The sequence below is a fragment of the Micromonospora sp. MH99 genome, from assembly GCF_021442385.1.
Classification (GTDB): domain Bacteria; phylum Actinomycetota; class Actinomycetes; order Mycobacteriales; family Micromonosporaceae; genus Micromonospora.
On record NZ_MUZA01000009.1, the window covers coordinates 1 to 13,714 of the forward strand.

The following is a 13,714-nucleotide window of genomic DNA, read 5'->3' on the forward strand; positions in this document are numbered from 1 at the left end:
TGCCCGGCCGGCCGGGTCGGTACGCCCGCCCACCGGGTCCGGGCCGCCGCGTCGGTCATCGGCGTCCACGCCGGCTCCCCCGCGCCCGTCCAGGCCGTCGCGGCGGCGGTCAGGCCGGCCAGCAGCAGCGCGTTGCCACCCGGGTCGCCGGGCGCGTGGAACTGCGCCTCGACGGCCACGTCGGCACCGACCGTGGCGGTCGTCGGCGCGGTCACGGCCAGCCCACGGGTGGGCAGGTGCGACAGGTACATCCTGGTGGTGCTGATCCGGTGCGTGGTCTGCACCCCGCACACGCGCCACAGCCAGGCCACCTCGCCGTCGGCCCCGACCGTGGGCACGCCGGCGGCGCGGGCCGCGGCGATCAGGGCCTCGGCGGTCCGGTCGCCGGTGACCGCGCGGCCGGTGTCCAGCACCCGGTTGCGCAGGTCGGTGGCCTGCGCGGGGGTCGGCCAGCTCACGTCCACGCCGAGACCCAGCTCGTAGCGGCTGCCACCGGTGTCGTCCTGGGCCCGGGTCACCTGCCACACGATCGTCGAGCCGAGCGCCCGGCAGACCCGCCCGGCCCGGTCCAGCGCGGCGGCCAGCGGCGGCGCGATGGCGTGCCCGCTGTCGAAGGCGTACGACTGCCGCAGGCTGGCGCGCAGCGCCGTGACCTCGGCCAGCCGGCCGGACGGCAGCGCCCGGGCGGCGTGCGTGGTGTTGTTCGGCGGGGTGTTGGCGGGCAGCACGAGGCGGTCGCGGCGCAGTTGGGCGAGGAAGTTCGTGCGGTGCTGCGGGTCACCGGCGGCGACCAGCCGGATCGCCACCGCGAACCGGTCGTCGTCCTCGCGCAGCGTGAAGCGGGCGCCGCCGGGCAGGTCGGCGAAGAGCCCCGCGTTCGGGTCGGTGTCCGCGCCGGGGCCGTTGAGCAGCCGGCGGATCGCACCCGGAGTGGGCAGCAGGAACCGCCGGTAGAGCCCCAACCGGTGGGCGTACGCGGCGTCCGGCTCGCGGGCCGGCGGGGCCAGGCGGCGGGCGTACACGTCGCCGCTGGTCGGCTCGTGCACCAGCTCGTCGACGAACCGGGCCACCCCGACGTCCGCGCCGATCCGGTCCAGCGCGTCGCGGCGGGCGTGCGCGAGGGTCCGGTACGCGTGCACCTCCCGCGCCGCGCGGCGCAGCCGGTGCTTCTCGTACGACACCAGGTAGAGCAGCCGGCCCAGGTTGCCCTCGACGACGGCCAGCTCGACCACTGCGGTGAGCGCCGCACCGGTGAGCGCCGTGGCGGCCGCACCGTCGACGGCCCGCTCGGCCGTCACGGCGACGGTGAACGGCGCGACAAGTGGCTCGTCGGCGGTGTCCGGCGCGTACGCCGGCACCGACGCTCCCGCAGCGGACCACGGCGCGAAGACCACCGGCGGCAGCACCCGCTCGTCCGCGCCGCCCGGGTCGACGGTGACCGTCACCCGGACGGTCTCCTCGACGAGGTCGCCGCGCAGCACGACGGTGAGCAGAGGGTGTCGGCTGGTCCAGTCCACCGCGGCGGCCCCGGTGGTCGCGATCGGCACGACGACCCGGCGGACGGTTCCCGGATAGGGGCCCTCCAACTGGTCGACGAGGTTGCGTTCGACGGACGGGTCGGCGCCGTCGACAGGCACCCGGATGTCGGTCATCGCGCCCCCGCTCAGACGATCCGGAACGGCCGGGGATCGTCCCGGTCGACGTAGACGGGCACCTGGTTGGCGGCGAGCACCGCGTTGTCGCCGACCGGCAGCCGCTGCACGCCGTCGCCGGTGGGCGCGCTGCCGGTCACCACCACCGCCGAGTCGGCCGGGAAGCGCACGAGGCGCAGGCCGCGTACGTCGGCGACGCCCGGCTCGTTCATCAGCGTCCAGATCACCTCGGCGGCCCGGACCGGCTCGCCGAAGGGCAGCTCGTCGACGTAGCGGCGCAGCCGCGCGTGCAGCCGGGCGCGTAGCTCGGTGGCGGCGGTGGACGCGTTCACCGTCTCCTTCGAGCCGGTGGGCAGCGGCAGGCCGCGGATCACCAGGTCCGCCTCGACGCCGATGCCGACCTCGTCGGCCCGGTCCACCGAGGCGAAGATGCCCACCGGGCGCAGGTCCTCGATGACCGACTCGACGGCGGCGTGCAGCCCGTCCGGCCCGTCCCAGATCGCGGCGGCGGTGGGCGCGACGAGCACCGTGACGTAGTACGGGTTGCCCAGATCGCGTTCGGTGCTGAAGACCCGCTCGATGAAGTTGAAGTTGCCGAAGATCGACTGGTTGAGGTCCAGCCCGCCCCGGCCGTCGAAGACCTGCACCTGACGTACGCCGGGCACGGTGGCCACGGCCAGGCCGATCGCCTCGGCCGTCCAGATCGAGCGGGGCGCGGCCAGCAGCAGTTGCCGGTAGCGGGCGTCGGAGACCTGCTGTTCACCCCCGGTCAGCGCGACGGTGTGGGTGATCTCGACCAGCTCCTTGCCGGCGGCCTGCTCGGCGTCGTCGAGATCGGCAAGCAGGGTGTCGGCCCGGTTCCAGCGGTCGATCTTCTGGTTGGCCTGCGTCGGGTCGAGGTTGTGCGCCGGGCCGGGATAGAAGGCGGCGACGGCCGGTTCGCGCTCGCCGACGGCGGCGGAGAGCACCACTGTCTCGTCGAGGGCCACATGGTGCCCGCCGGCTGTGGACAGCCGGGCGCCCCGGGGCAGCGTGAGCGGGGTGTGGCCGGTGGGCAGCGCCGCCTTCAGCTTCAGTTTCACCGTGCCCCGCGCCGGCAGGTACGGCCGGGCGATGCCGAGTTCCTCGCCGAGTCGGGTCAGCGCGTCGGCGGTCGCCGACACGACGAAGGAGTTGTCGTAGACCGCGCCGAGCGCCGCCCACAGTCGAGCGTCCTCCAGGGCGGCCAGTTCGAGGACCTTGCGCAGCACCGCGCCGCTGGTCAGGTCGACGTCCTCGCCGAAGAGCAGTCGGGCGGTGGCCAGCTTCTCGGCGAGCAGCCGGGCGAAGGACTTGGGCACGAAGCCGGTCTCGACGATGCCGAAGCCGGTCGAGCCGGTGGCCCGCAGCGCGGCGGCGTCGACGGCGAGGACGTCGGCCAGCTCGGCCGGGAGGGTCGGGTCAGACACTGGGCAGCTCCCCGAGGCGCACCGAGAGCCGGTCGTCGGTGATGGTTTCGAACTGGACCTGCACCTGCAGGGTGCGTGAGGCGCGCAGCGCGGCGGCCGACGCGTCGTCGGCACGGCCCGCGCCGAGTCGACCGTCGTCGAGGTTCACGTCGACGATCTTGCGGACGCGGGGGTCGCGGTCAAGCAGCGTGATGATGCCGATGCGGACCTGCTCGCGGATGAGGTTCGGCTCGATCTGCTCGGCGAGGGCGTTGAGCCCGTCGAAGCCGAAGGTGGCGTCGAAGACGTTCGACCCGCGCAGCGTGGTCAGCGCCACCGCGAGGCTCTGCGCCACGTTGCCGGTTCCTTCGACGAGGGCCAGCGCCCGGCCGTTCGGGCCGTCGTCGAAGACGATGTCGCGGGCCAGGTCGACGCCGGGCATTGTGGGTTCGAAGGCGAGGCCCCAGCCGAGGTAGCGGCGTTGGGCGGCCTGCCGTTCGCGTTCGGTGCGGTCCATCTCAGACCGCCTTCAGCTTGCTCTGCCCGGCGCTGGCCGACAGGCCGGGGCTGGAGCCGTCGGTGGCGCCGCTGAGGGTGTCCAGTGCCACCCCGGCCCCGCCGACCTTGAGCTTGCCGGCGGCGCCGGTAGCCGTGGTCACCGTGGCGCACTGCTTGGTGGAGTTGCTGGTGGTGATGGTGCACCCGGCCACCGACTTTCCGCTGATCCCGTCCGGCCGGGTCACCGCGACGTGGTCGACAGTGAGCTTGCTCTGCCCGGTCGGGGAGACCTTGCCCTGGTTGGGGCAGTGCACGTCGCTCGACGTGGTGAGCACGAATGCCATCTCGCTCTCCTCAATGGACGTTCATCGCGTTGTCGACCTGGACGTCGACGTCGTCGGCGGCGATGCTCACCGTGCCGCCGCTGATGTTCACCGCGCCGTCGCCGGCGTCCAGGTCGATCCGGGTGGCGGTGATGGTGATCGAGCCGTCCTGCTTCATGACGATCGACGAGCCGCCGGCGGCGTGCTCGATGGTGATGCTGTCGGCCTCGTCGGCGCGGGCCGGGCGCTGCCCGCGCCCCTGCAACTGGGCGCGGCCCACCCGCACGGTCAGCTCGCCCAGCTCGATGACCCGGTTGCCGTCGCCGTCGGTGAGGTCGTGCGTGACCTTGCCGTCGTGGTCGGCGGGCACCACCGTGTCGCCGATCGACGAGCGGCTGTTCGTGGCCACCCCGACCGGCAGCGACAGCCACCAGTCCCCCGGCTGCGACACCGGGGCGTGCCCGGTGGGCCAGAGCGCGCCCACCTCGACCGGGTCGTCGGGGGCGCCGTTGCGGTAGGCCAGCGCCACCCGGGTGCCCGGGTAGCGGGGCAGGATGAGCCCGCAGCCACCCCACGCGAACGGGGTCAGGTAGGTCACCCCGGGCAGCGGCGCGGGCTGCTCCCGGCGTACCGGCAGGCGGCGGGCGGCGTTGGGCCGGCCGTCCGGGCGGACCAGGCCCTCCCACACCGTCTCGGTCTGCGCGGGCGGCTCGACCGCGCCGCTGGCGTTGGTGGCGGCGGCGCGCACCTCGCCGATCTCCAGACCGCGCGTCTCGCCCCGGGCGGCCCGGGCCGCGCGGCGCACCGCCTCGGCGGCGGCCACACCTGGCGACGACGCCGGGCCGGCCGGCTCGGCGGCGGCCACACCTGACGCGTCGCTCCAGGTGTCCCACGCCTGGGCGCCCGAGGTGACCTCGACGCCCTGCACGACAGTGACGAACCCGGCGGTACGCGAGAGGGTGTGCCGGGCCGCGCTGAGGTAGAGCACCTTCGCCCCCGCGCCCAGCTCCCCCGTCGACGGGGCGAACGGCGCGGCGAACGAGCCCAGCAGCGCCGCGCCGACGCTGCCCAGCGTGGTGGCCTCGTCGGTCGCCGGCGGATCGAAGCGCACCAGGTCGCCGGGCTTCAGGTCGGGGCGGCCCTTGAGGGTCAACGTCCACGCCCTGCGCCGCGGCGCGGCCGTGCCGCCGGCCTCGGTGGCCGCGTACGGGTCGGTGTCCTGGGTGCCGTTCTCGGTGCACTCCAGCAGGCCGGTGGCGAGGGTCAGCGGCTTCGGCTCCCCCTGCGGGTACGGGATCGGCCGCTTCCCGACGTGCACGGTGCCGTCGCGGATCAGCAGCATCCCCCGCCCGTACGCGTTGAGCGACTGCTGCAACGCGCCGCCGATGCGTTCCAGCGCGGCGCGGTAGAGCAGCCCCGCCCCGAAGGCGACCCGCTCGTCGCCGGCCGCCTCGGTGGCGCCGGTGGTCATCGTGCCGTCGGGGTTGGCGCCCCACCCGGTCACGTCGACCCGGGTCCGCTCGCCGATGGCCTGGATGGCGGCGGTGAAGGTGGCCGCCTCGAACCGTTCGGCGACGCGCTGCCCGAGCCGGGCGTACGCCTGCTCGACGAGGGTCAGCTCGGTGTCGTACGTCCGCTCCCCGGTAAGCCGGCGCACCTTGGTCACCCGCAGCACGGCGACCAGCGCCTGGGTCAGCTCGGCCGGGGTGGGGCCGGCGTTGACGCCGACCAGGTTGGTGAAGAACGCGCCGACGGAGGTGTTGGCGTCGCGCCAGTACAGGTGCAGTTTCGCCACCAGCGGCGGCTGCCCCTCGGCGGTGCGCAGCGCGGCGAAGTGCTCGTCGATCAGCCCCTGCACGGTGATCGTGTACGCGCCGGGGCCCAGCCCGTCGGGCAGCGCGGCGTCGATGGCCGCGTAGTAGTCGGCGCTGGACAGGGTGAGCGCGACGTCGGGGCTGAGCCCGGTCGACGTCTCCCGGTGGAACGTGATGGTCCAGCCGGCGTCGTTGCCGACCGCGCCCTGGCGCACCTGGCCGGTCTGGAACGGCGTGAGCGTCACCGCAGCACCCTCCGCATCTTCTTGTCGAGCAGGTAGCGGTAGCGCAGCCTGCCGGGGCCCAGCTCGGACTCGACGCGCTGCGCGGGTGGGCGGCGACGCCAGACGAACTCGTTGATGGGCGGCGGCCCGAAGGTGTCGACCGCCCGGTCGGCGGGCCGCCAGGCCACCGTCAGCGTGGAGCCGTAGTCGCCGGAGCCGCGTACCGTGCCGGCGTGCAGCAGCCAGGCGAGCACGACCACCTCGACGGCGACCGGGGCGGGCCCGGCGGAGTCGACGGGTGTGCCGGCGTCGGGGCAGACCCGGCGCAGGCCCGCGGCGAGCGGCACCGAGCCGAGGATCCGGGTGCCCTGGCGGACGACCAGGCGCAGCGGCACCCGGCCGACCAGTGCCGATGCCCGGGGCGTGGCGGGCGGCGCGGGTCGGGGCGTCAGGTCGTCGGCGGAGGTGCTCACCACCGCGAGGGGGTCGGTGGTCAGCCACTGCCGGGCCAGCCCGGTGGGCAGGATCAGCACCGCGTGCACACCGGCGCCCAGCTCGACGCGGTGCGGCAGGCCGGCGGTGAGGCTCTGCCGGACCTCGGTGAATCCGTCGGGCACCTCGATGGGCGTCTCCGGCAGCAGGTAGCGGTCGATCGGGAACTGTGGCATCAGTTGCCCAACCCGTCGGCGAGCGCGCCGACTCCGATGCTGGCCACGTCGAGCAGCTTGCCGAGCAGGCTGGGACGGGGCACGTGGACGAGGGTGATGGTGGTGTCCAGGACGTCGCGGCGGGCGGCCGAGGCGTTGAAGGTCAGCGACTGCACCTGCATGTCGGTGCGGATGGTCATCGACGTGACGAGGATGAGCCCGCCGAACTTCCCCCCGGAGTACGCCGCGAGGGCGGTGCCGCGCTTGCTCGCCTCGGCCATCGTCTCCAGGGCGAACTTCCAGGCGTAGCGTTCCGCGCCGACCAGCACGCCGGTCAGCGTGATGGTGTCGTCGTGGGTGGCCACGATGGCCTTGTGCGCCGTCGAGCCGATCGGCGGCAGGTGGTAGGTCTGAGCGAGGGAGATCGCGGTGACCGCCCAGAGTGGGATCGGCAGCACCCCGTCGCTGATGATCGCCGACGGAACCGTGCCGTAGCGCATGAAACTGCTGGTGATGGCCATGCTCAACGCCCTCCGGTGGGTGGCAGCGGCACCGGCGTACCGGTGGGTTCGACGGCCAGGCCCAGGTCGCGCAGCGCCTGGGTGATCTCGCGGACCTCGCCCGCGGCGCTGGTGACCCGCAGCCGCAGCCGGCGCTCCGCCAGCGCGGCGCTGATGCGGGCGGGCCGGGTGGACGCGGAGCCACGTCGGTTGATCCGGTCGATCTCGGCGGCGGCGTCCTCCATCCGGGAGATCGCGTCGAGGATGCGCGGGTCCGGGGTGAAGCCCGGGTCGTCGCGTTGCAGCCGCGCGATGGCGTCACGGAAGTCGGCGGCGTCGCGGCGCAGGTTCGTGACCAGGTTGTCGGTGAGCGCGCTGACCCCGCCGACGCTGGCGGCCCGGTGCGACTTGTCGTCGATCAGCCATACCCAACCGTCGTGGCCGATGCCGACCAGGTCGGCGCCGGCGACCTTGACGTTGGCGTCCGGTCCTTTCAGGAACAGCTCGATGCTGCTCAGGGAGAACGCGGCGCTGTACTCGCCGAGCACACCCCGGCCGTAGGTGACCATGTCGTGGCGCAGGTAGGCGCGGAAGCCGGGGCCGTCGTCGGCGCGTCCGCCCCGGTCCCGGAACCGCTGCCACAGGGTGGCCAGGGCCTCCGGGTTGTGCAGGGCGAGCTGCTGGGTGAGCCACACGTCGCCGCCGGCCACCACGGCCCGCAGGTCCGGGTCGGCGATGCGGCCCAGGGCTTCGGCCAGTCGCGCCTCGCTCACCTGCAGGCCGCGCGAGCGGGCCTTGCCGAGGTCGTCGACGGCCGTGCGCAGCCGGGACAGCTCGTCGGGGGTGAGCCGCCCGCCGAGGCGCGTCTCCAGGTCGGCGACGGCGGCCCGCTTGCCCGCCCCGGACTCGGCTGCCACCGCGTGCCACAGCGCTGCCGGCTCCAGGGCGGCGGCCCGGCGCAGCGCGGCCTGCCGGTCCGCCGGCATCGCCTGGAACGCGTCGGCGACGATCGCGGCCGGCTCGACGTGCCGACCGGCCGCGCCGCTGCCGCCGGCCGAGTCGAACTCACGCAGCAGCGAGTCGGCGTACGCGGCGGAGTCGTCGGCCAGGCGCAGCGGCGCGTCTCCGACGATGCCGTCGCGCGGGCGGCTCAGCTCGCGCATCTCGGTGTTGAGCCGGTCGAAGTACTCACCGAGGGTGGCCACCCGCTCCCCCTCGGGCAGGGTGCCACCCTCCAGCACGTGGTCGAGGATCGCGGCGATGTTGTCGCGCAGCACGGCGATGCGTTCCAGCCTGTTGAGCGCGTTGTTCAGGTACAGGTCGGAGACGTCGTCGATCATGCGCCGGACGAGGTGCTCCAGCAGCCGTCGCGACCGCACCTCGCCGGCCTCGCTGTGCTCGGCGACGGTGCGGATGAACCGGCGCAGCCGGGGGTTCGCGTCGGCGGCGGCGTGCACGGCGGCGGCGTCGAGGAACCGGCCGGCGCGGAACCGGCGGGGCCCGGTCACGGCCGCACCACAGGCACGCGCGGGCCGGACGTGGCGGCGTGCTGCGAGTCGAGCACCATGAGGATGAAGCGGGCGCCCTCCGGGCCGCCGACCGCGCCGCTGAGCATCGCCTCGCGTTCCACGTACGCGAGGATCGGCTCCATCAGCTTCTGCACGACCCGTTCCAGCACCTCGTTGAGCAGGATCTCGGTGAGGAACCCCTGGAGCAGGTCACGGGACGCGGCTTCGACGATCTGCCGGGTGACCCGGCGCACCACGTACCCCCGGGCTGCGCGCAGCCCCGCGCGGACGCCGAAACGCAGCGCGACCCGGCCGCCGCGCACGGCCGCGCCGCCGATGGTGCCGGCCTCCGGGATCAGCGACAGGGCCAGCCCGAGGTACGCGGCGAACAGCTCGACCTCGACCTCGGTGCGGGTGAGCACCAGCTCCGGGTCGAGCATGGAGGAGTAGAGGCGGGACCGCTGGTGGGCGTGCGCCACGTCGACGGCGGCGACGGCCACCCCGACCACGAAGCCCAGCGGCGGGCAGAGCAGCGACAGCGCGATGATCCCCACCATGATGGCGAACGCGCTCAGCGCCTCCCGGCCCAGCTCCGTGCTGAACAGGCTGTCGACGCCCGTGGCGTAGTAGAGGTTGCCGCCGAAGAACTCGCCGAGCTGCTGGTGCGTGACCAGGTGGATGCCCTGCAACGCGAACCGTCCGCCGGCGATGGTGGCCGACGGGATGTGCTCGCTGATCCGGCTGGACCGGAAGGCGAAGTGCGCGTCGGTGCGGGCCCGGCCCAGCATCTCGGTGTTGTTGCGCCGCATGTCCTGCAGCACCCGCCACAACTCGTCGCGGATTGCCGACCGGTTTGCGGCGAAGCGGGCCAGCACGTCGGGCAGGTCGGTGATCTGCTTGACCAGCGGGTCGACGCCCTCGGCCTCGCCGCGCTGAATGACCAGCGCCTGTTCGATCTCGGCGAGGGTCCACAGCACCGCGTGGGAGTCGCGGATGCGCGTGACGCCGTCGCGTTCGACGATCTCACCGGCCGCGCCGGGGCTGGTCAGGGCGGCCTCGGTGGCCAGGAACGCGGTGGAGATGGCGCGGGCCGCGCCGTACCAGGCGGTGGACGGGTTGGCCATGCTCACCGTGGCGAGGACGCCACCGCCGGCGTCGGTGTGCTGGGCCGTCCACCGGGCCGCCTCGTGCCGGCGCAGCCGCTCGCGCAGCCCCTGCAGTTCGGCGTAGTCGGTGAGCTGGGAGACGATCAACCGCTCGAAGATCGGCGCGTACCTGTCGAAGTTGGCGATCCGCGCGTTGATGCCGCTCTGCGAGCTGAGCAGCAGTTGCACGAGCATGGCCTGGCTGCCGACGATGAACAGCTGCCCCACCGCTGCCTTGACGGCCGGGCTGAGCGCCTGGACGAAGTGCAGGTTCCAGGAGGCGGACGTGTCGATCCAGCCGCCCTGGACGCGGGCGAAGTGCTCGGGCTGGCTGTAACGGCGCATGACCAGTTGGGCGAGGTGGTCCAGGCGGGGCACCACGCCGGCCAGGTGGCGCAGGAACTGCACGGCCGGCGAGGCGACCGGCCGGAAGTCCAGCGGACCGAGGCGGCCGGAGCCCTCGGGGACGGGTCGGGTGAACGCCTCGCGTTCGGCCGCTCCGACGAGCAGGCTGATCGCCGCGGCCCGGCCGCGCAGCACGGCGGCGGCCTGGAGACAGAAGTTCGCCGGGTAGCGGCACGGCTCACCCATCTGCAGCCGGAACGCGATGTCGTCCATCAACCGACGCAGCTCGTCGCCGTCCGGCCCGAGGGCGGCCAGCTCCGGCTCCCCGTTGAACGACGCACACGCGGGCATCGTCGAGTGCCCGCCGCCGACGACGGGGAACCGGCTGCCCTCGGCGCCGGCCGGCGCGCTCGGGCTGCTCGGGTCGAAGACGAACCCGCCCCGCCGGCCACTGCCGCTGCCGTCCCCGGTGCCGCCGGCGCCACCGCCCGCACCCGGGCCGCCGGGACCGCCCGACCCAGTGCCGGTGCCGGTGCCAGTGCCCGTGCCGGTACCCGTGCCCGTGCCGGTACCCGTGCCGGTGCCCGTGCTGGTGCCGCCGCCGGGTGGCGCGTTCGGGTCCGGCGGGGCCGCCGGGTGCTGCTCGACGGTGATCGGCAGCAGGTTTGCCGTACCGGTCCAGTGCAGGGTGGCGTCGGTCTCCTCGGTGCCGACCAGCAGCAGCGACACCCCGCCGATGCTGACCACCACCAGGCACGTCGGCGTCGCCCCGCCCACCGAGGCGAGGATCGCGTCGACCCGCCGGGTCACCTCCGCGTCGACGGCCCGCTCGATCTGCGCCTGGTACTCCTCGACGCTGGTGGTCTCGCCGCGCGGCGAGGCGGTTCGCAGCCGCTGCCGGATGTCGGCGCTCAGCTCCTCGTCCACCATGGCGACCAGGGCGCTCCGGTCGGCGACCGGCCGTCGCTGCACCGTTCCGGGCTGCGGGCTGGGCACCCGCTCCTCCACCTCGAAGTGCGGCTGCGGGGTGGCCCGGAACACCGTCTCGCCGAACCGCTCGAAGGTCAGGACCGACAGTGGCGTGGTGGTCACCATGATCGCCCAGACTGGGCGGCCGTCCGAGCCGACCACGCGTGCGATCACTCCCTGCGGGGTGCCCGACGGCAGGCCACCGTGCTGGCGTACCGCCTCGCGGGCCAGCTCGGCGAAGTGATCGGCCAGGTAGGTGGCTGGTCGCAGCAGCCACTGGTAGGTCACCGGGGGCGACTCGTCGCCGTCCACCGGCACCTCGGCCGCGTCACCACCGTCGTCGTAGGACGGCACCCGGTAGACCGCGAGGAGGTGCCGCATCCGCTGCGGGTCGAACAGCTCGGTAGCCGGTCGGCTCAGCGGTGCGGCCACCCCGGCGGGCAGCCCCGGGTCCAGCCGCGCCGCGCCGACCACCTCGTCGATGCGCCGGCGCAGCCGGGCCTCGAAGGCCCGCCGATCGTCCGGGGACACCCGCTCGGCTGCCGCGCCGGTCCACCGGAAGTCCGGCGCCGCGGCGCGTACCTCCAGATAGCCGCCGCGCGGCGCGACCACCTCCTGCCGGGAGCGTTCCAGGGCGCGGGCCAGGGCCGCGGCGAGCGCGTCGGTCACGACCGCCGGCCGCTCGGTCACCGACCGGGCGTCCAGCCGGATCCGCACCGGCACGTGCACGGAGATGGCCACCGTCAGAACCGCCCGTCCAGGTGCTCGGCGAGGCGGGCCAGCGCGAGGTCGGCGAGCGCGTCGGCGTCGAGGGCGCCGCCGGCCGCGACCACCTCGATCTCCACCGGGAAGTGGTACGCGATGACCGCGCGGTCGTCCTCGGCCACCTGCTCGGCCTCCGCCTCGCTGCCGGCCGCCGGCAGCACCAGCTCACCCGCGTGCACCAGGGCCAGCCCGGTACGGGTGACCCGGGCGGCGCGGCCAGCTCCGGTCGCCATCTGCTACCTCCGGTTCCTCGTCGGTGGGTTACGGCAGGACGGACGGGTCGCCGGTCTTCGGGTCGACCGAGGCGGCCAGGCTGAAGCCGCTGAAGGTCGCCGCCGGGGCGCCGGAGATGGTGGCGGTGGTGGGTGTCGCGCTGGTGATCAGGCAGTCCCGCAGCACGAAGGACGAGAACGCCCAGTCGTCGCCGGTGTGCTCCAGCAGGGCGATGTCGAACAGCTCGCCGTCGAGCGCCAGCTTGGTGAGCCGGCCGGCCACGTCCCCGATCGCCTTGACGGTCATCGTGAAGTTCATCGACACCGGCGCGTGGATGACGCCCATGTGGGTCACTTCGCACGAGTGCAGCGCCTCGACGTTGAGCGAGAAGGACGGGCTGAACGAGTCGATCGGGCTGATCAACACCGTCTCGGTGCCCTTGGTGTACTGCACCGCGAGGCGGGTCTTCCACTCCATGGTCTGGTTCCTCCGGTCAGAACTTGGCCACGAGCGTGACCAGCAGGCGGCTCACGGCCGGGCCGTACGTGACGGTGACGACCAGGTCGACGGTGCGGTCGGCCCGGGCGGCGGTGACGATCGAGGTGTCGGTGGCGGTACGGGCCACCTCGGGGATGGTGAGGATGTCGAGCACCGGGATCTCGACGCGGTAGTCGTCGATCACCGCCTGCCGCTTGAGCGGGCCGAGGATGCCGTCCACCTGGGTCTTGAGCAGGGTCATGCCCGGCTTGGTGATGCGGGCGTCGCCGACCAGGCCGATGAGACCGGCGCGGAGCATGAACTCGATCGCATCGAGGGTGCGGACCAGATCGACGTGCAGCAGGCTCGCGTCTGTGGTGAACAGCCGCCCGTCGGCGAAGTGCAGGCTCTCGCCGGTGATCAGCGTCGGGTCGATGATCGGGGTGAGGTTGGCCTCGGAGAGGCCCTTGATCTCGGCCGGGCTGTACTGCTTGGCAACCGGGATGGCCACCCCACGGATCTTCTTCAGCACGATGCTGTGGTGCACCGGCAGGCCGGCCACGGCCGCCATCGCGGCGGTGGCGGCATCACCGTCGGCGCCCCGGGCGGCGATCATCACCATCCGGCTGGTGCTGCTCTTGAGCGGGTTCGCCGCGGTGGTGATGTCGGCGACGTAGCCGGGGCTCTTCTCGGTCGCCGGGTTGACCATGGCGAAGCCGATCCGCCGCTGGCCGGCGGCCGACATCGTCTCGACGTGCGCCTTGAGCGCCTGCAACCCGGTGGGCGCTCCGGCTCCGGCCGGGTTGCCGACTGTCGACTCGTTGGCCAGCGACACCATTGTCACGTCGTCGGCGGCCTCCAGACCACCGAGCGCGGCGGCGTAGTCGTCGCCGGCAACCTTGACCCCGTACACCTTCGCCGGCCGTGGGTCCTGCAGGAACGCCAGTTCCAGCGAGTTGTAGAGGGCGTTGCGGACCACGTTGCCGGCCTGCCGGCGGGCGAAGTTGGTGACCGCGTCGTCCAGGGTCTCGATCCGGACCGGCGTGTTCGCCGCTGCGGAGCCGCCGTCGGCCGTGGACGGCGCCTTGCCCACCACGGCGATGACGCCCGGCGAGCGCTGGGCCAGCGGCGCCGGTGGCGGCACGATCCGGACCTCGATGAACGGGAATGCTGCTGTCGGTGCCACGGGTCCTCCCGGACGAAGTTG

The 13,714-nt window shown here is 73.8% G+C and carries 12 protein-coding genes; all 12 read right to left on the reverse strand.

Annotation, left to right across the window (positions count from 1 at the left end):
* On the reverse strand, positions 1-1,652 hold a 1,652-nt coding region (locus B0E54_RS06985), incomplete at its 3' end, for a hypothetical protein (RefSeq protein WP_234582438.1).
* A gap of 11 nt (positions 1,653-1,663) precedes the next feature.
* Entirely contained in the window at positions 1,664-3,100 is a 1,437-nt protein-coding gene (locus B0E54_RS06990) for a baseplate J/gp47 family protein (protein ID WP_234582439.1), read from the reverse strand.
* Complete coding sequence (locus tag B0E54_RS06995; protein WP_234582440.1) at positions 3,093-3,596, reverse strand: hypothetical protein; 504 nt, start codon at positions 3,594-3,596, stop codon at positions 3,093-3,095. Before B0E54_RS06995 ends, B0E54_RS06990 begins: the two co-directional genes overlap by 8 nt.
* 1 nt (position 3,597) lies before the next feature.
* Entirely contained in the window at positions 3,598-3,921 is a 324-nt protein-coding gene (locus B0E54_RS07000) for a hypothetical protein (protein ID WP_234582441.1), read from the reverse strand.
* Positions 3,922-3,931: 10 nt separating this feature from the next.
* A complete protein-coding gene (locus B0E54_RS07005) occupies positions 3,932-5,959 on the reverse strand; it encodes a hypothetical protein (RefSeq protein WP_234582442.1) in 2,028 nt (675 codons plus the stop codon).
* On the reverse strand, positions 5,956-6,606 hold the full coding sequence (locus B0E54_RS07010) for a hypothetical protein (RefSeq protein WP_234582443.1): 651 nt from the start codon (positions 6,604-6,606) through the stop codon (positions 5,956-5,958). The genes B0E54_RS07005 and B0E54_RS07010 overlap by 4 nt, the downstream gene beginning before the upstream one ends.
* The gene (locus B0E54_RS07015) at positions 6,606-7,106 is read right to left on the reverse strand and encodes a hypothetical protein (protein ID WP_053659787.1); all 501 of its coding nucleotides are present in this window, start codon (positions 7,104-7,106) and stop codon (positions 6,606-6,608) included. Before B0E54_RS07015 ends, B0E54_RS07010 begins: the two co-directional genes overlap by 1 nt.
* 2 nt (positions 7,107-7,108) lie before the next feature.
* Positions 7,109-8,593: a hypothetical protein gene (locus B0E54_RS07020; protein WP_234582444.1), complete on the reverse strand. Its 1,485-nt coding sequence runs from the start codon at positions 8,591-8,593 to the stop codon at positions 7,109-7,111.
* Positions 8,590-11,793, reverse strand: a complete 3,204-nt coding sequence (locus B0E54_RS07025) for a hypothetical protein (protein WP_234582445.1) — start codon at positions 11,791-11,793, stop codon at positions 8,590-8,592. Before B0E54_RS07025 ends, B0E54_RS07020 begins: the two co-directional genes overlap by 4 nt.
* A 2-nt stretch (positions 11,794-11,795) precedes the next feature.
* A complete protein-coding gene (locus B0E54_RS07030) occupies positions 11,796-12,050 on the reverse strand; it encodes a hypothetical protein (protein WP_088989350.1) in 255 nt (84 codons plus the stop codon).
* Positions 12,051-12,078: 28 nt separating this feature from the next.
* The gene (locus B0E54_RS07035) at positions 12,079-12,507 is read right to left on the reverse strand and encodes a hypothetical protein (protein ID WP_234582446.1); all 429 of its coding nucleotides are present in this window, start codon (positions 12,505-12,507) and stop codon (positions 12,079-12,081) included.
* A 16-nt stretch (positions 12,508-12,523) separates the two neighbouring features.
* Positions 12,524-13,693 carry a hypothetical protein gene (locus B0E54_RS07040; RefSeq protein WP_234582447.1) on the reverse strand — a complete coding sequence of 390 codons (1,170 nt, stop codon included), beginning with the start codon at positions 13,691-13,693 and terminating at the stop codon, positions 12,524-12,526.
* Between the last annotated feature and the right edge of the window lie 21 nt (positions 13,694-13,714).